Genomic DNA, 17,920 nt, shown 5'->3' on the forward strand with positions numbered 1-17,920 from the left:
AGATTCGCTTCGGTGAAATGGCGGCGCTGGCCCTGCCCCCCTGCGAAGCCCCCCACACCCGTCTGAAGTTCCTCTCGAAACACCCTGTCAACCCGCTATTTTTGTCTTTTTCCCGCCCAAAAAACTGCCATTTTCGTCCGGCCCAAAAACCGGGGCTATACTTGCGCCCAAGCGGGCCTGCTGGAGGCCTGCTGCCCGGCCCCAGGGCCGCGGCTCGCGAGCCCGGCGAAATGCGTCGGCCACCTGCGCGGGCGCGGCTCCATGAGACACCCGGACCCCCAGAACCTTTTCGACATCTGGAGGACCCCCTCATGTCCATGAGCATCAGCAATTCCTTCATCGCCCAGTATGTGGCCGACGTGCACGAGGCCTACCAGCAGCGCGGCAGCAAGCTGCGCGGCACGGTGCGCCTCAAGACCGGCGTGCAGGGCGCAACGGCAGTGTTCCAGAAGAACGGCAAGGGCGCGGCAGGCAAGAAAACCCGCCACGGCAACGTGCCGCTCATGAATGTGTCCCACTCCACAGTCACCGCCACCCTGGAGGACTGGTACGGCGCGGACTATGTGGACCACCTGGACGAGCTCAAGACCAACACCGACGAACGCCTGGTGGTGGCCAACGCCGGGGCCTATGCCCTGGGCCGCAAGGTGGACGAACTCATCGTTGCCAAGCTGGACCAGGCTTCCAACGTGGTGGCCGAGGCCGCCTCCGGCCTGACCAAGGGCAAGATCCTGGCAGCCTTCGCCATGCTCAACAGCAAGGACGTGCCCGACGACGGCAACCGTTTCGCCGTGGTGGGCGCGCACCAGTGGAACGAGCTCCTGAACATCAACGAGTTCAAAAGCGCGGACTTCGCAGGCGACAAGTACCCCTGGCTCAAGGGCACAGAAAGCCGCACCTGGCTGGGCATCACCTGGATGTTCCACACCGGGCTGCCGCTGGTGGCCGGCACGCGCAAGTGCTTCCTGTACCATCGCAGCGCCCTGGGCCTGGCCGAGAGCCAGGAGGTCAAGGTCTTCACGGACTGGGTGCCGGAAAAGGCCGCCCACTTGGTGGACCACCTGCTTTCCGCCGGGGCCGTGCTCATCGACGACGACGGCGTTGTCGAGATCGGCTGTGACGACGACGCCGCCATTGCGGTCTAACTGCAACCATCCGCAACAGGAGATGCCATGACCTACGACTCCACCACCATGCGCCTCATGGGCGGCGTGCCTGGCCAGCAGCTGTTCCTCTACCGCACCGCCGACGCCGTGGCTGCGGTGAGCGCCAGCGGCTACTTCAACAACGCTATTGCTGAGTACAACCTTTCCAGCGGCGACATGATCCTGACCGTCAGCGGCTTCGGCGCCCTGCCGGTGCTCGACGGCCTGGTCGCCAGCGTTTCCGGCGGCAACGCCACCACCGGCCTCCTCGCGTAAGGGCTGGGCGCCGCCGCCCTCCGTCGGCGGGTTCCCTTGCCCGGGCCCGGCCAGGATACCCTCCTGCGCCGGGCCTTTTCGCGCCCGCCCTTGCCGGCAAACCCGGCGGGCAGGCGCTCCGCTTGCCATTTCCCCAGCCTTACGCCTATAGTTGGGATGGTGGATAAACCCAGGCCGGGCCGCACCGCCCCTCATGGAGCCTACATGAAGATCAGTTGCCTTACGGCGCAGGACCCTGCGGTCCACACCATGTTCAAGCCCTTCGCCCTCAAGATGGAAGAGCGCCGCATCCCGTCCATCGTCATCAACGTATTCAAGTGCTACTACACGCAGATAATACAGGGCGCGCAGGGCAAAACCTGCCAATCCGACATATCCCCGCTGCTTGAGGGCGACGTGCCCGCATACGAGAGCCTGGAAGCGTATTCCGACGCCGGGCGCGAAGCGCTGTCGCAGACCGTGGTCATCAAGCTCAATGGCGGCCTGGGCACCAGCATGGGGCTTGAGCGCGCCAAGAGCCTCATCCCCGTGAAGGACGGCCACACCTTTCTGGACATCATCGTGCGCCAGGCCAAGGTGCTGCGCAAAAAATACAAGTCCCCCCTGCCGCTGACCTTCATGAACAGCTTCAAGACCCACCGCGACACCATGCTCAAGGTGGAGGGGCTGGACAACGGCGACACGGGCATCCCGCTGGCCTTTGTGCAGCACATGTATCCCAAGATCGTGGAGGCGGACCTCTCCCCGGCCGACTGGCCCGGCAACCCGGAGCTGGAATGGAACCCGCCCGGCCACGGCGATGTGTACACCGCCCTGGTCACTTCCGGCCTCTTGGCCAAACTTTTGAAGAGCGGCTACCGCTACGCCTTCATCTCCAACTCCGACAACCTGGGCGCTGTGATGGACTCGCGCCTGCTCGGCTACATTGCGCAAGAGAAGCTGCCCTTCCTCATGGAGGTGGCGCGGCGCACCCACCTGGACCGCAAGGGCGGGCACTTAGCCAAGATCAACCTCGGCAGCAGGCTCATGCTGCGCGAACTGGCCCAGTGCCCGGACAACGAGCTGGAGGACTTTGCCGACATCGACAAGTATCTCTACTTCAACACAAACTCTCTCTGGGTGGATTTGAAGGTGCTGGAACAGGTCTTTGTCGAAAACCTCATGATGCCGCTGGACCTGATCCTGAATCCCAAAACCCTGGACCCGCGCGACCCGGATTCCCCGCCGGTGCTCCAGGTCGAAACCGCCATGGGCTCGGCCATCAGCGCCTTTGAGAACGCGCGGGCAGTGCTTGTGCCGCGCACGCGCTTCGCGCCGGTGAAGACCACGCAGGATCTGCTCCTGGTCATGAGCGACTGCTATCTGCGCACCAAGCTCGAAACCATAGAGCAGAACCCGTTGCGCACCACGGCCATGCCAAGCATCGCGCTCGACCAGAAGTTCTACAAGAAAATAGACATGTTTCAAGAGCGTTTCCCCAAAGGCGCGCCTTCGCTCATCGACTGCGAGCGCCTGGAGGTGCACGGCGATGTGCGCTTTGGCAAGAACGTGCGCATCAGCGGCGCCACGCGCATCATCAACCGGTCGCGCAAGCAGGTGAAGGTGCCCGACGGCACGCAGCTGGAAGGCGAAGTGCTGTACGGCTAGAGCAGGGGCGGCAAGCCGCAGCCCGCACCCACGCTGGAAGCAATCAGAGGCCAAAGGGAGAAATCCCTTTGGCCTCTTTCTTTTTGCCGGGGTCCGGTGATTTTCTAAGCGGGCAGGAGCAGGCTCACGGTTACGCCAGCGTTCTCTGCGGAGCGGACGTCCAGGCTGCTGCCCAGATTTCGGGCGATGAGCTGGGCCGCATGGCGGGCGCGACGCAGGCCGTGGTCCGGCGCCTGGCTCAGGGGCTTGTCAAAGTAGGCGGACAGCCCATCCGCATCCAAGGCCCCAGGCCGGGTGATCTCCAGGCGCAGGCCTGAGCCTTCCTGGCGCAACGCCGCGCTGACCACGGACCCGCGCGGAGCGGCCTCCAGGGCGTCACGCAGCAGGTTCACGGCCAGGGCATGGGCCAGAATTGGGTCGCCGGGCGCGGGCAGGCTGGCATCAGGCGGCAGGGGCTCCTGGTCCAGCAGCAGAACGATGTTCACACGCCGGACGGCGGCGAGGGGAGCGACGTCCCTGGCGGCGCGGCGGGCCGCCACGGCCAGATCCAGGCTGCGGCCAGGGGTGGAGTGGTACAGGCCACGCTCCATGCGAAAGATATCCACGGCCATGTTCACCGTGTTGACGATGCGGTAGCCGGAGTCGCGGATCACCGCCAGTTTCTTGGCCTGATCCGGGGTGATCGACGGGTCGTCCAGCAGCTCCTGCGGCATGTGGATAAAGGCCGTGAGGGGCTGGCCGAGCTCGGCGCGGGTGCTCCCCTCAATCTCCCGCAGCAACTGCTCCATGTCGTGCTCCAGGCTTACGTCGCGGAAGTGCAGAAGCCGCTGACCCCCGTTCTCCTCGCCATCCCCCTCCGGAGGCTTCACGGGGGCGCTGCGGAACACCAGGGTTTCGCCCCGGATGGTGGCGAGAGGCATGCCGTCCTCGGCCAGATAGGGCGAGGCCAGCAGCTCCCCCACGCGTGACACAAAGGCTTCGGGCCGCTGGATGCGCTCCGCCAGCAGGGGCAGCACGGCTTCCATGCCCTGGGCCAATTCCGCCTCGGTCAGCTCGAAAAGCGCGCCAAAGCGCTTGTTCCAGGCGCTGATGACGCCAGCCGCGTCAATGGCGGCCACGGCGTCCGGGGTGAGCTCCAAGTGCGCGGCCAAGAGCCTGGCTCCGGCCTCACGTGCGGCGGCCTGCTCGTCCAGGCAGGCCTTGATCTGGGCCTTGGCCTCAAGCACGGCCTCGCCGCCCTGGGCCAAAGCATCCTCAGCGCGGCGCGCGGCGCCCATGCGCTGGATATCGCTGGCGGCAAGCTGTTCCCTGGCTGCGAAAAGCTCTTCGGAAAGCCGAACAGCCTGTGCTTCGGCTTCCTCGAGCCGTTCAGCCAGGCCGTCGCGCTCGGCGCGCTGGACAGCCAGGTTTTCGGCCCTGGTCTGGGCGTCGGCTTCGGACTCCTCGGTGCGCGCCCGGGCTGCATTAAGCGCCCTTGCGGATTCCACGAGTTCCTCGGCAAGCTGGACCACCTGCGCCTCAGCTTTCTTGAGCTGCTCAGTCTGGGCGTCGAGCTCGGCGCGCTGGGATTCAAGGGTTTGAATGTGAGCCTGGGCCTGGGCATCGGCCTGGACTGCGCGGGATTGGGCCAGGGATAGTTCTGCGGCCATGCCCTTCTGGTCCTCGGCAAGCCGGACCACCTGCGTTTCGGCTTCCTTGAGCCGCACGGCCAGGGCCTCGGCCTCGGCCAATGCCTGAAGCCGTTCGGCCTCCAAGGCCTGGATGCGGGCGCGGGCCTCGGCCAGCAGCGCGTCCTGCTGCGCACCCGTCTGTTCAAGCTGCTCGGCGGCAAGCTTCAACTGCTCGGCGAGATCTGTGCGCGCGGCTTCCAGGGCTTCGGCGCGGGCGGCAAGCTCCGCATTGGTCCGCGCCTGGGCGTCCAGCCGGTCCTGGGCCTCGCCTGCCGCGCGGATGCCCTCGGCCAGATGCGCCGCCTCGCGCTCGGCCAATTGCTCTTCCAAGGCGGCCATGCGTTCCTGGCCTTCAAGCCGCTCCTGGCTGGCCTGGGCCAACTGCTCTTCCAGGGACGCCACGCGCTCCCTGGCCTGGGCCAGCTCCTCGGTGGCGCGATGCAGGCGCGCAAGATTCTCCTCGCCCTCGGCCAGACGCACCACGGCCAGACGCGACCCGGTTTCGGCCAGACGGGCGCGCATGGCCTCGGCCTCGTCGGCCAGGGCGGCATGAGTCTGGCGCAACTGGCGCAATTCGTCACGCAGCGGCCCGATGTCGACCCCGGCTGCCTCAACCGCCTGGGCTGCCTCAGACGCCCGAGCGGCCTCACTCTGAAGGCTCGCAGCCTCCAGCTCACGCTTCTGCAGCTCCGCCCGGAGCTGTTCAACCTCGGCCTGAGCCTGATCCGCTTCGTGGCGAGCCTGGATCAGGCCAGCCGCCGCCTCCCTGCAGGCCGTCTCCAACTCTGCGCTGGCCGCCTGAGCCTGCTCGGCTTCGGCCAAACGCCCGGCCAAAAGGTCACGCTCAATCTCCAGCCCGCGCACATGTTCATTCAGGGCCTGCCTTTCGGCCTGGGCCTGGGCCTGCGCCTCGGCCCGCATCTTTTCCAGAGCCCTGGCATGGATTGATACAAATTCCGTCTTGAGTTTGGCGAGGCTCTGAACCGTCCGGCTTTTAGCCTGTGCGAGCTCAACCTCCAAGGCGTCAGCACGGTCACGCTCGTTGCGCGCCGCCAGGGTCAGCTTCTGGGCGGTCTCCCTGGTGCGGCGCAGCTGCTCCTCGCGCTGCGCCAAAAGCTCGGCCTGGGACTCGTCGGCCTTGGGCGGGGCCATTACCTGCCCTGTCCAGGCCGACACCAGTCCAGCCAGGGCGCGTTCAAAGAACCGCTCCACGTCCTCGTGGGCGCGGGCGCGGGTATCTCTCTCCACCCAGGATTCGCGGACAAGATCATCATAGGCGCGGCGCAGCAGGCGCTGCACCTTGAGAGACTCAGGCATGGAAAGACCGGCCTGCTGATGGCTCAGGGCCTGTTCGCTCCCTAAAACAACAGCAGGGTCGTCGGCCTCGCCCAAATGTTCTGCCGGGCGGCCTTCCGCCGCCATGACCTGCCCCAGCACTCGCGAAGCGCCTTCCACGGCGGCGTCCACCACGTCCGGGTCCAGGTGCTGTCCCGCGAGCTCTGCCAAGCGATGCAGGCGCGCAGCCAGCCAAGGCCCGTTGGCGGCCGCAAGCCCTGCCAGGGCCGTGGCGTCTTGGTCAGGCGCTTGGGCCATGGGGCACCTCTGGAATCAGGGCGGCGCTCGCAAGGAACAGGCGCAGCATGCTTAGACGCCGTTGCCACCGAACCCCGTGCCGGAATGGCCGTGGCCCGGCTGGTGGTGCGGCATGGCCATCAGCAGGGTGTCGGCCCACTGGAAGGAGGCATTGTAGGCCGTGGCCACAGAGCCTGTGGGCAGCCCCAGGTCGAGGGCGCACTGGGCCATGTCGTCCCAGCGGGTGTCCTCAATGGCCTGGGCCATGGCCAGCCAGGTGGTGTAGCTGCTTTCCCGGCCGCAAAGGCCTGCGTAAAGGTCATCTTCCAGGGAAAGCTTGTCCAGAATCGTCTGCATGGGCATGTCGAGCATGGCGGGCAGAAGGGAGAACAGCCCCAGCAGAAAGAGGCTGTCGGCCTGTGCGCGGCGGTCCGAGGCCACGGCCAGCAGCTCGAAGAACTTGGCGCGCTGGGCCGAGAGGTGCAGAAGCTCCCGAGCCTTGGTGGAGGGCGTCACGTCGCCCAGGACCATGACGCGCAGCCACGCCGCAAGTTGCAGCCAGCCGGCCATGACCACCGCCTGACGCACGGAGCTGACCTTCTTCAGAAGCCCGAAGTGGGCGGAATTAAGCATGCTGAGCACCCGGTACGACACCGAGGCGTCGACCTCGATAGCCATGACCAGCTGATCCGTGGGTGGTTCCGTTCGGGAAAGCAGGTCCAGCAGAGTCAAGCGCGTGGACTCTGCGGCAGAGATCTTGCGCTGGGCCAGGGTCACTGGCTCGCGGAAGAAGTGCCCCGCGAAAAGGGAAAAACCAAGCTGCCGGGCCAGGGCGGCGGCCTCATGCGTCTCCACGCGCTTGGCCAGCAGCACATAGCCGCGTTTGCGCAGGGCGTGCACGGTGCTGTAAAGCTCGCCGTTCAGCAGCTCAGGCGCGCGCATGTCCAGAATCACTGTGTGCGCAACATCCAACAGCGGGTTGTCCAGGTCATAGGGGTGGTGCATGTCCAGGGCCAACTGGTAGCCCTCGGCCTTCAGCGCACGCAGGGAGTCGAAATACCTGGGGTCGTCTACGGAGTAGGGGGCCAGGACGGGCATGACGCAGCCCGCGCCCAAGGCCTTTGGGATGCCAGTCATGAGCGCCTGCGGCGGCAGATGTATCAATGCCTTGTGGGGCTGCGCGCACGTGTCCATGCAGGCGGGCAGGCACTGGATGACCGAAAGCGTGGCCTGGAGCGGATCGGAAAACTCCGAGTAGGTATGCTCAAGGCACCGGCGATAATAATGAAAGTATCCCCATGTGTTAAGCGCATCATCCAACACCGGCTGGCGCGCAACAAACAAGGTTTCATAGTGCGATTGGGATGCCATCGACTCGCTCCGCGCAGTGGTGTCAGTTATAACGATTTTCACATGAACATAGACTTACCAGAGAACAAATGCTATCGAGTCGTTCTATGAATGTAAAGGAACTGCTAGAGGAAGGGGCCGGTCCCGAACTCATCTCACGGCTCTTCCACATAGAACGCTACGCCTGGATGGCTCTGTCTTACGACATGGCCGTAGCCTTGGATATGGACGGATGTATCCTGGCCGCCAATTCCGCCTGGCAGCGCTCCACCGGGCTGTGGCCCGAGGCTTTGCGCGGGCAGTATCTCCTGGAGTTCATGGACTTCGACGACCGCGAACGTGTCCTGGCCGCCTTTCAGGATCTTATCACAAGCGATGCGGCCAGCACCACCTTTGATTTCCGTTTCCGCTGCGGAGCGGGCCAGTTCAAGCGCTTCAACTGGAATGTCATCTATTTTCCGGACACTGCGGCTTTCTACTGCATCGTCAAAGACTTGAGCGACGTCCACGACCTGCACCACGCCGCCTACCACGACACCCTCACAGGCCTGCCTAACCGCCTGTTCCTTAAGGATGCACTGCCCAAGCTGGTGGGGGGCGCCCTGGAGCGCCGCCATGTGCTGGGCCTGTATTTCGTCGACCTGGACGGATTCAAAACCGTCAACGACACCCTGGGGCACCAGGCCGGAGACGTGCTGCTGCAAACCGTGGCCGAGCGCCTGCGCCGTTGCGCCGCCCTGCCCGACAGGTGCGTGCGTCTTGGGGGCGACGAATTTGTGCTGCTGGAAACCTGGCCCTGCGAGACCCATGAGCCCGAGCGCCTGGCGAACGAGATCCTCGCCGCCGTGAACCTGCCCGTGTGCATCGATGGCCGGGAGGTGCGCGTCGGCGCGTCGCTGGGCGTCGCACTGGCCCCGTCCGCTGCGGAAACTCCCGGCGAACTCATGGCCCTGGCCGACAAGGCCATGTACAGCGCCAAGCGCAGCGGCAAGAACCGCTTCGTGCTCGCGCCCGCCGCAACCGCTGCGGACGATCCGGCCTGCACCAAGGGACTTGAATCCCAGGACGCGAACAGGTAGGCCTGGGGGGCGCTGCTCCCCGCTCCCGGGGACGGCAAGTCCTTTGCGGAGGTTTTCATGCGACCCACCACCAATGCCCTGGCCGCTCTGGCCACGGCTCTTGTGGCCCTGGCTGCGGCCGTGGCCCTGAACTTCGTCTTCTGGTGGGCCCAGGGCCGCCCGCAGGATATTCCCGACGCCAAGACCCCGCGCATCAAGAGCGCCTCCTTCAGCCCGTACCGGGTGGGGCAAAGCCCCTTTGGCGCGTCCTTCACGCGGGGGCAACTGGAAGAGGACATGGCCGTGGCGGCCAAGCACTTTGACCGCATCCGCACCTATTCCAACACCAACCAGTTCGCGCCGGTGCCGGAGCTGGCCCAAAAGCACGGGCTCAAGGTCATCCTGGGGGCCTGGGTTGGGGCCAATCTGGAGTCCAACGAGAAGGAAATCGCCGGGCTCATCAAGGCCGCCAACGACTATCCCGACACGGTGGAGCGCGTTGTTGTGGGCAACGAGGTGCTGCTGCGCCGCGAGATCACCCCGGAGCTGCTCATCGACTACATCCGCAGGGTCAAGGCCGCCATCAAGCAGCCCGTGACCTACGCTGACGTATGGGAATTTTGGCTATTGTACCCGCAGGTGGCCAAGGAGGTGGACTCCCTGACCATCCATGTGCTGCCTTACTGGGAGAACAACCCAACTCCCCTCGACCACATTGTTGAGCACATGCTGCATGCCCACGCCGCAATTGCCCGGGCCTACCCCGGCAAGCCCATCCTCATCGGCGAAATTGGCTGGCCCAGCGCAGGCCGCGTGCGCCAGGGCGCGGTGCCCGGCCTCGTGGCCCAGGCCCGCTTCGTGCGCCAGATCATCAACACCGCCGAAGAGCAGAACATCGACTTCAACCTGTTCGAGCTCTTCGACGAGCCCTGGAAGTTCGGGCAGGAAGGCACGGTTGGCGGCAACTGGGGCATCATCGACGTAAACCGCCACATCAAGTTTCCCCTGACCGGGCCAGTGAGCGAGAAGCCATACTGGCCCAAAGCCTTCCTGGCGTCCTCGGCCTTCGCCGCCCTGCTGGCGGGCCTGGCCCTGCGCCTGCGGCCCCCGCGCGGCTTCAGCCGCACCGCGCTCCTGTGCCTGGCGGCCCAGAGCCTGGCCACCATGCTGGCCGTAAGCGCCGAGCAGAGCCTGCGCCTGGCCTTCGGCGCAGCCGGGGTCATCGGCGGCATCCTCATGACCGGCGGCGGCGCGCTGCTCTGCCTGCTGGTGTTCACCGAGCTGGCCGATCTGGCCTCCGGCGGCGCAGGCCCAAAACCGCTCACCCCGGTAATCGCCCGGCTGGAGGCCCTGCGCACCTTCCGGCTGAACCTCAGAAACCGCGTGGACCTCATTGGCCTTCTGGACCTCGTGTTCGGCCTGGCCGCCCTCGCCCTCACCTTCGGGCTGCTGGTGGATCCGCGCTACCGAGACTTCCGCGTGGCCCAGTTCCTGCCCATAGCCCTGTGCATGATCGTGCGGCTTCTGGCCACGCGCGAACTGCCGCGGCCCGTGGGATCGCCCCGCGAGGAATGGCTGCTGGTGGGCACCTTCCTGGTCGGGGCCGTGGTCATTCCGCTCAAGGAGACCCTGGCCAACCCGGCTGCCCTGGCCTGGGGCGGAACCCTGCTGCTCCTGGCCGTGCCCTGGGGCCTGTCCATCCTGCGCCAGCGCCAAGCCGTGGCCAAGGCCGAGTAGTCCATGCATCCCGCGCGCGCCAGGCTGGTCCACAACAGACCACAACAGCCCGGGCCTGTGCTCTACTGGATGCACCGCGAGCTGCGCGCCCACGACAACTGGGCGCTGCTGCATGCGCAGGAGCTGGCGCAGCAACGCGGCCAGCCTCTGGCCGTAGTGTTCTGCCTGGCCCGGCGTTACCCCCTGGCCGCCGCCGCCCACTTCTCCTTCCTGGCGCACGGCCTGCATGAAACCGCAACAACCCTGGCCAGACTGGGCATCCCCTTTGCGTTTTTGCGCGGCGAACCAGGCCTAGCCGTGGCCGATTTCGCCAGCCACATCAGAGCCGGGCTCATCGTCACAGACAGCGATCCCACAAAGCCAAAACGCGCCTGGCTAGCCGAGCTGCTGGCCGACCTCGACTGCCCGGCCATCGAAGTGGATGGCCGCAACGTGGTGCCCGCGCGCCGCGCCACAGACAAAGCCGAATACATGGCGCGCACCATCCGCCCAAAGATCCAGCGCCTGCTGCCGGAGTTTCTCGATCCATTCCCTGCCCTGGCTCCGCAGACCCAGCCCTGGCCAGCGCACATCCCATCCGTTGACTGGCCCGCCCTGCTGGCCGAATTCGGGCCGCCGCCCGAGCACTTTCCCCCCGGCGAAGCCGCCGCGCTGCACACCCTGAAACTTTTTTTGCGCAACGGCCTGCCCCGCTACGCCGATGACCGCAACACGCCGCTGGAGCCTGCCTCCTCGCGCCTGTCGCCCTACCTGCACTTCGGGCAAATCTCGGCCCAGCGCATGGCCCTGGCCGTGCTGGCCACCAGCAGCGCACCCACTGATGCCCGCGAGGCCTTCCTGGAGCAGCTCATCGTGCGGCGCGAGCTGGCCGAGAACTTCTGTCTGCACACCCCCCACTACGACACCATCGAGGCCTTTCCTGCCTGGGCCCGCGCCACCCTGGCCAAGCACCAGGGCGATCCCCGCCCCTTCCTCGCCTCGGAGAGCCAGCTCGACGCCGCAGCCACGCCCGACCCCCTCTGGAACGCCGCCCAGCGCCAGCTCATCGCCACCGGGCACATGCACGGCTGGCTGCGCATGTACTGGGCCAAACAGATCCTGCTCTGGTCGCCGGATGCAGAGACCGCCCTGGCTCGCGTGCTGCGCCTGAACGACACCCTGTCCCTGGATGGCCGCGACGTGAACGGGTACGCCGGGGCCGCCTGGAGCATCGGCGGCGCGCATGACCGGCCCTGGCCAGAACGCGCCGTGTTCGGCACCGTGCGCTCCATGACCGCAGGCGGGGCCGCGAAGAAATTCGACGTGAAGACCTTTGTCGACCACTGGACGCGGCCAAGGCTGGTGTAGCCGGAGGGGGAAGAGAATATTTTTTCTGGGGGGAATGATTCCCCCCAGACCACCTCATGGCAAGCGAAAGGGCCAGGGCCGAATGGAACTCGGCCCTGGCCCTTTCGCTTGCGGAGGTGTCGGGCAGAGGATGTTTCCCGCAGCATCACCAGCGAGAGCTATGAAATATCAGAGTGGGCCCATCTCCAGTGCCCCCCCTCCCCAAACGGGCGCTTCCCTTCAATTGGCACGGCGCGGGCGGCGCAACGTCTTCGTCGTGCCGCCCGCGCCGGAAATTGTGGGAGTTCACAGACCTGCGGCTCCCTTCGCCTCTGCCGCGTCTGCCGGAAGCACCCTCGCCGGGTCGTCTGGTCCGGCTTAGCGGACCGGGCGACCCGGCGAGCATGGGGAGTCCAGAGGGCGCATGCCCTCTGGCGGGATGCTGGCAACAATTATACTACCCAAAGAAAATAAAACTTCGCAACAATCACTGCACGTTGTCGAAAACAGCCTCGCCAGGCGCTCTCTGCCCCCCCCAAAAGTCCTGGCGTCATGAAAAAACGCAGCGGAGTGTGCTCTTATGAAAAATATACACCCACTCCCACCACCAGAGTCACAAGCATACGCGTATATTCGACTATCGTCCCAGAGCCAAGCGTGGGACGGCGGCGAGCGGCGGCAGCACGAAGCTGCCATGAAATTCGTCGATAACCATGGCCTGCAGTTCTCCGAACTGCTGCAGGACATCGGCGTGTCGGCTTTCCGGGGCGACAACGCGCTGACGGACGAGCTCGGACGCTTTCTCCAGCGCATCGAAAACGGTGAAATTCTGCCGGGCTCGGTTCTTGTCGCCGAATCCTTGGACCGTTTGACTCGCGACCGTGTGAACCAAGCCCTTCTGCTCCTTTTGAACATCACCCAGCACGGTGTCAGAATCGGGCTCACGGCGCAAAACACGATCCTGGACCTTGCGACGTACGCAGCGTTCTTCCCCCTCCTTGCGGACATGATGCGCTCAAACAGCGAGAGCGAGCACAAGTCCATCCGTTCCAGCGCAAATTGGCATACGAAACGCAAGTTGGCCTAGAAAGGTGTCATCGCGACGAGCCAATGCCCGCGCTGGCTCGAAGTCCAAGACGGCAAGCTCCATGTGCTCGAGGAGCGCGCACAGCTTGTCCGCCGGGTCTTCGAGATGTACGTGGGAGGGTATGGGCGCGGTGTCATCGTTCGGACTCTGCACAGAGAGGGCATCCCCGCTTGGAACACGCGCAAGCCCGTGTGGCACGAAAGTTACATCAATAAACTTCTGTGCGATCGGGCTGTTGTTGGAGAATACGCCGCCGAGTTCAAGGACGAGGACGGTATTAAAAAACAAGAAGTCATCATGGGCTCCTACCCCGAGATCATTGCCCCCGCGTTGTTCGAGCGCGTTCAGGACATGGCGTTCCTCCGCAAAAAAGGCCAGCGCGGCCGCAAAGGAATGAAGTTCGCCAACCTCTTCCAAAAATTGACTCGTTGCGCGGTCTGCGGCAGGACCATGGGCTATCACAACGCCACCGTGGATAAGACGAGAAAAAGCGGCCTCCGGCCATGGGCGCACTACCTCACCTGCAACTCTGCGCACGCGGGGCACGGCTGTTCGAACCACCGGTACATCAACTACCTGTATCTCAGGAATTTTGTGCTCTCAGACGCACTCAATAACCGCAACATCGTCGCCGCCGTCGGCATTCACGCTGCCGCGTTGACACAGCACGCGAAGCGCATTGCCGCCCTTGAGGCGCAGCTGGAGCATGTGGCCGTCTCGATCCAAAAGCTCATGGTGTTGCTCAAAGACCATGCGCTAGCAGCCATGGAAGAGATTGCACAACAACTCACCGAGTTGCAGCAAGAACGGCTCATCCTCCGCGCCGAGCTGGCCAAGGCGCGCGCGGAAGCCACAGCAGCGCGGCAAGCGGCGGAAGACTCCACGCAATTCCGGGAGCGTACGGACGCCGATACTGGCCTGCCTGCCTCCATCGACATGAGCAACGAGGCGGTGTATTCGCGCCGGGCGCGCATCGCTTGCAGATGCGAAGCGTCATCAAGAGCGTGACGTGCGGCCCGGACCACACCGTCAAAATCGTCCTGAAATGTGGCACGATGTACGAGCTCGCCGACAAGGAATGGACGCGCATCGAACAAGGGCTGAAGGCGCCTTCCGGCAAGCCGGCCATCGCGCGGTTTTTTGCCGGGCGGGCGGAGTGGAGGCTGGGGCAGGAAGAGGATCCGGCCACAGCCAGGGAAAACGAGAGAAGCACCGCGTAAGTTTAGCCGCCGGGTATTCGCCCGGCGGCTTCTTTACTGCATCGCCAAGAGTGGAATTTTAGCGCTCCTGTCGTGTTCGGTGAGAAATTGGCAACGGCCCAGTCATCCGGCGGCACAGCGATCCCTTCACGAGTGAGGCCGTTGCGCCAAATTTTGCGGCCAAGGTAGCCGGTTGTGGGTGCGTAATCCCACGGCACGCCCGTGCTGTGCAGCAGTGGCTTCTTTGCGGCCAGGCGAACGAGCTCCGGGGTGACCGGGACGTATTTCCTGGGCTTGCTGATCTGCGCAATCTTCTCCGCCATGCTCAAGGCTTCTTCCGATATCGCGTCCGGCCGCCAGCCTTCGCCCCACGTTTGCGCGAGGCGCTCTTCTGTTTCTTGGACAATACTTGTGGGCATCACCCCATCCGCCGATCAACTCCACGGAGTCCCCCGTCGATAAGGAGTAGTAGACTGCGCTGGGACTGCCGATGCGAAAGTCCACCGCCGTCGGCAAATCGAGCACGCGTCGCGTAACGGTGCTGATGTTGTGCAATGCGGCATGGAACCCATGGCCGCGAGGGTCCAGGCAGCCCTCCAGCGCCACCTCCTCATGGTGGATGGACACGACGCGGCAGGGCTTTCCTGTGCGGCGTGAGAGACCGGACAGCACAATGGCTTTGCTGATGGTGACGAGAGCGTAAATGTGGATCATGGCGGCTCCTTTGGCTGGAGGTGAAAGGGACCATGATCTCTCTTGAAATGGCGTTAAAGTCTAGCCAGATAGATCCGATATAGCACCTCTTCGAGTGTCTGAAATGCTTAGGACTTTCAAGAGGTCACTTTAAAAGTTTCACCGGCTTGGACAAGGCAACGCAAGGCTGGTCGCAAACCGCAGCTCTCCGTCACTCCAAGCCGCAGTTTGAAGCTTGCGTTCCAGAAAAACCGACTTGCGGCGAAGAAGGTTCAGCGGAACAGTATGAGGGGCTTGTCCAGCCTGCCGGAAAGGCTGGAGGTGGCAGGCCGGACTGCAGCCCCGGCGTGCGGCGCCAGCGCCTTCGCGGACGCAGTCGCACGAGACGCCGTGCCCATGTCTCAGGGCACGGGCAGCCCTTTCCCGACGGCGCCGACGAATCGTAAGCGCGCCTTTTCGACAGCACGAACAGGAGCGCCGCTCCTGCGGCCCGAAGGAGGAGAGCGGCGGCTATGGGAAGCCAGGAAAGAGGTTGAGCAGGTGCGACATCGGGCGGGCAGTGCGGCGCTTATGGCATGTCCCGGCCATCTGCGCCATCTTGGCCGAAGGCCTGCCACATCTTGCGCAGGCAAGACGGCGACACGGGGATGCGGAGCTGCTGTGAAAAGTAGCGGGCGATAAGCCGGAAGCCGAGGCCCAGGCTGTGCAGCTCCTTGACCATGGCCCATCGCAGCAGCACTTTCTCACGTAAAGGCGACGGTCGCTCGCGTACAAGGTTCTTTGCGCGGGACTCGCGCACGCGCTCAAAGTCGGCGAACTGCTCCGGCCCTGCGGCGCGGTAGCCGCGCCGCCTGAGCGTGTCGAAACCGAAGCGGCGAATGGCGGCGAGCAGCGCGACATACGGAGTCGGAGCGGCCGCAGTTGGTTCACTGTGCGAAGTGGTTGCAGCGCACGCGGCGAAAGCGTCAGCCAGGATGCGCTCACGGTCCACTTCAGCAAGTCCAGCGAGCCAGCTTAGAGCCCGTTCCCGCTCTTTGGCCGTGTGCAGGCCGGATGGATGTGCCGCAAGCTTCGCCATCATCAGTCCCTCAAATAGACGTCAACGCTGTCCATGCGGTTGTGCGCAATCTCATCGGCCACGGCCTGCTTTGCCGCCTCGTATGACAATCCGGCCTCGGTGCCCTCGCGCATGCGTGTCTGCGCAAAGCTGTACTTGAGCCCATGGGTGCCCCGGCCCGGCGCGTATTGACCGGTGAGGCGCGCTGCAGTCTCCACGGCGCGCAAAAATGACCGGTAGCCCGGGGCCAGCTGTCCGTGCTCTTGGATATGAGCCGCCAGGGCTTGATACGTGCCCGCACCCACGTAGTGCTCGGTCTGCTTGCCCCCCTTCTCGGTGACCATGATGCGGCCAACGGCATCGCCAGAAACCGGGTCGGCGCCCATGCCGAGCAGGTTCGCGACCGTAAGAGGATTGCTCCCGGGAGCTGGGGCGCCGACGCCCTCTGTTCTGCACCCTGTCTCGCCCATGAGGCGCGCTTGCAGGCGCAGCGCAGGATCGGAGATGGCGGCGTAGAGGCCGTCGAAGTCGGGATAGGCGCGCGAAGTGTAGCCGCCGGAACGTGGCGCCAACTCCTCGCGCCAGCGCACCTTCTCTTCTGTCAAAGCCGTGCGGATGTCCGCAGCCGACTCGCCGGCGTGGCGCTCGGCGTAGACGTCCAGCGCGTGAGAGAACTTTGTGAGCGCCGAAATTTCACGCTCCAGCGTTTGGAATGACCCCTCGGCGCCACGCAGCGCTTGTCCTCTATTGGCGATGTAGACGCGGGCGAGACCGGAGACGCGACGCACATCGCGAAGGTCGCGCTGCCCCGCGCGCTAAAATAACTCGGCGAAGCTATGGATGTCGCGCCGGTACACGGTCCACGTGCCCAGCCCCCGGATAAAGCGCGGGGCCACAGCTCCTTTCTTCCGCCCGATGGCGCGTATTCCGCCCAATAGCGCCTCCGCCTGCGAGTGCAGCGACTTCGGCCAACGCTGTGTTCCCATATTCGCTCCGTTCTGCTCCGTGTCCGTTCCGTGGTGCCAGGTCGTCTCTTCTTGTTGAGTAGTGTGCTCTTTCTGCGAGCCAGGCTCGCGCGCCGAGCTTGTCGGCATCTGCGCATGAAACGCCTTCGGCGTCATTCTGCGCCAGCGGTAGCAACTCCGCAGGTCCATGTTGCGCTGTATCTCCTTTTGCAGCGGGTTTGCGGACTGGACTGTCCGGTGGTTCTGCTCGCCCGAATGTGACCGGCACGAGCGGTTCAGGGCCTGTGGGGCGACTTCATGGTCATCTCGAAACCGTTGGTGGGCACTTCAGCCTTCCCGTCTGGCAGACGGCCGTTCACGAAACACGAGGCTCCGAAGCTCAAAACAAAACAGAGTCACAGGATAGTCTGCGCCATGGCCAAGAATAAATGCAAGGGCAGGTGGGAGGGTATTTGTGCTCAGTGGGCAGAAAAATTTTGCCGTAGACTTCGGAGGGGGCGAGGAGGGAACGCCCAGGGGGCCTGGAATGAAATTCTGTCCGGTTTTGCTGCCACTTCGAGTGGCAGCAAAACCGGACGCCATCAGTGGCTTCGCGGGTTGGATCGTATCGGAAGAATGCGCACGTCAGTGCGCGGTCAAAGTGCTCAGGCCAGTGCGCGCACGGGAAGGCAGCGCGGAGCGCACCCCCACGCCGTCCAAGGCACGATACGGCGCGCAGCACCGGCGTCAAGCACGCGCAGATGCGCTTTCGCTTGACCCCAGCGCTTGGCGCGCCGTGCAGATGATTTGTGCGACGGCGAGGGGGAGCGACGTTTTCCGCTCGGGTTCAGAGGGAGCTGAGGGGGCGATGACGACATTACTTGATTCACGGATTCAAATGCAGGGCTTCCCGTGCTTACTTAATGGCTGGAGTTGAGGAATAGCCATAGTCGTATCATCTACTCGGAATTTTTTTAGCATTGAGCCTGTCCTGTGAATCATCATATTTTCGTTGCTTAGAGTATATCCTCGCAAAAAAGTAGATGAGCCATGGTCCTGTTCGGCCTAACAATTCACAGGGGCGACTCCCTGGACAAAAAATGTCTGAGGGTTCGGGCGACGATTATAACCTGCGCTTGGCTCAGTTTGGTATGGAAGG

The 17,920-nt window shown here is 64.4% G+C and carries 15 protein-coding genes; 9 read left to right on the forward strand and 6 right to left on the reverse strand.

The features are described 5' to 3' along the window. The first annotated feature begins 317 nt into the window (after positions 1-317). The 3 genes from Q8O35_RS09175 to Q8O35_RS09185 all read left to right on the forward strand — a co-directional run bounded on the left by Q8O35_RS09175 (position 318) and on the right by Q8O35_RS09185 (position 3,068). Positions 318-1,145, forward strand: a complete 828-nt coding sequence (locus Q8O35_RS09175) for a phage capsid protein (RefSeq protein WP_305572484.1) — start codon at positions 318-320, stop codon at positions 1,143-1,145. Positions 1,146-1,172: 27 nt separating this feature from the next. Further along, complete coding sequence (locus tag Q8O35_RS09180; protein ID WP_305572486.1) at positions 1,173-1,421, forward strand: hypothetical protein; 249 nt, start codon at positions 1,173-1,175, stop codon at positions 1,419-1,421. 204 nt (positions 1,422-1,625) lie between these two features. After that, positions 1,626-3,068, forward strand: a complete 1,443-nt coding sequence (locus tag Q8O35_RS09185; RefSeq protein WP_305572488.1) for a UTP--glucose-1-phosphate uridylyltransferase — start codon at positions 1,626-1,628, stop codon at positions 3,066-3,068. Positions 3,069-3,172: 104 nt separating this feature from the next. On the opposite strand, the gene Q8O35_RS09190 is transcribed toward Q8O35_RS09185, so the two are convergent. Both Q8O35_RS09190 and Q8O35_RS09195 read right to left on the reverse strand, forming a co-directional pair. Further along, entirely contained in the window at positions 3,173-6,331 is a 3,159-nt protein-coding gene (locus Q8O35_RS09190; RefSeq protein ID WP_305572490.1) for a hypothetical protein, read from the reverse strand. Between the two features lie 51 nt (positions 6,332-6,382). Then, entirely contained in the window at positions 6,383-7,681 is a 1,299-nt protein-coding gene (locus tag Q8O35_RS09195; RefSeq protein ID WP_305572492.1) for an EAL and HDOD domain-containing protein, read from the reverse strand. Between the two features lie 86 nt (positions 7,682-7,767). Between Q8O35_RS09195 and Q8O35_RS09200 the strand changes: the two genes are divergently transcribed. The 6 genes from Q8O35_RS09200 (at position 7,768) to Q8O35_RS09225 (ending at position 14,088) form a co-directional block, all read left to right on the forward strand. Continuing rightward, positions 7,768-8,739 (forward strand): GGDEF domain-containing protein, encoded by a 972-nt coding sequence (locus Q8O35_RS09200; protein ID WP_305572494.1) that lies wholly within the window; start codon positions 7,768-7,770, stop codon positions 8,737-8,739. Between the two features lie 57 nt (positions 8,740-8,796). After that, entirely contained in the window at positions 8,797-10,455 is a 1,659-nt protein-coding gene (locus Q8O35_RS09205; RefSeq protein ID WP_305572497.1) for a hypothetical protein, read from the forward strand. 3 nt (positions 10,456-10,458) lie between these two features. Next, on the forward strand, positions 10,459-11,802 hold the full coding sequence (locus tag Q8O35_RS09210; protein ID WP_305572499.1) for a deoxyribodipyrimidine photo-lyase: 1,344 nt from the start codon (positions 10,459-10,461) through the stop codon (positions 11,800-11,802). 559 nt (positions 11,803-12,361) lie between these two features. Continuing rightward, a complete protein-coding gene (locus Q8O35_RS09215; RefSeq protein ID WP_305572501.1) occupies positions 12,362-12,868 on the forward strand; it encodes a recombinase family protein in 507 nt (168 codons plus the stop codon). 63 nt (positions 12,869-12,931) lie between these two features. After that, positions 12,932-13,876 (forward strand): recombinase family protein, encoded by a 945-nt coding sequence (locus Q8O35_RS09220; protein ID WP_305572503.1) that lies wholly within the window; start codon positions 12,932-12,934, stop codon positions 13,874-13,876. Further along, positions 13,852-14,088, forward strand: coding sequence for a hypothetical protein (locus tag Q8O35_RS09225; RefSeq protein ID WP_305572505.1), 237 nt, complete (start codon positions 13,852-13,854; stop codon positions 14,086-14,088). The genes Q8O35_RS09220 and Q8O35_RS09225 overlap by 25 nt, the downstream gene beginning before the upstream one ends. A gap of 2 nt (positions 14,089-14,090) precedes the next feature. Here the strand turns inward: Q8O35_RS09225 and Q8O35_RS09230 are convergent, their stop codons facing one another. The 4 genes from Q8O35_RS09230 to Q8O35_RS09245 all read right to left on the reverse strand — a co-directional run bounded on the left by Q8O35_RS09230 (position 14,091) and on the right by Q8O35_RS09245 (position 16,938). After that, complete coding sequence (locus Q8O35_RS09230; protein WP_305572507.1) at positions 14,091-14,486, reverse strand: hypothetical protein; 396 nt, start codon at positions 14,484-14,486, stop codon at positions 14,091-14,093. Positions 14,487-15,328: 842 nt separating this feature from the next. Next, a complete protein-coding gene (locus Q8O35_RS09235) occupies positions 15,329-15,841 on the reverse strand; it encodes a hypothetical protein (RefSeq protein WP_305572509.1) in 513 nt (170 codons plus the stop codon). After that, positions 15,841-16,605: a hypothetical protein gene (locus Q8O35_RS09240; protein ID WP_305572511.1), complete on the reverse strand. Its 765-nt coding sequence runs from the start codon at positions 16,603-16,605 to the stop codon at positions 15,841-15,843. Before Q8O35_RS09240 ends, Q8O35_RS09235 begins: the two co-directional genes overlap by 1 nt. 27 nt (positions 16,606-16,632) lie before the next feature. Beyond that, positions 16,633-16,938 carry a hypothetical protein gene (locus tag Q8O35_RS09245; protein WP_305572513.1) on the reverse strand — a complete coding sequence of 102 codons (306 nt, stop codon included), beginning with the start codon at positions 16,936-16,938 and terminating at the stop codon, positions 16,633-16,635. Between the last annotated feature and the right edge of the window lie 982 nt (positions 16,939-17,920).

This window comes from Humidesulfovibrio sp. (assembly GCF_030689645.1).
GTDB lineage: Bacteria > Desulfobacterota > Desulfovibrionia > Desulfovibrionales > Desulfovibrionaceae > Humidesulfovibrio.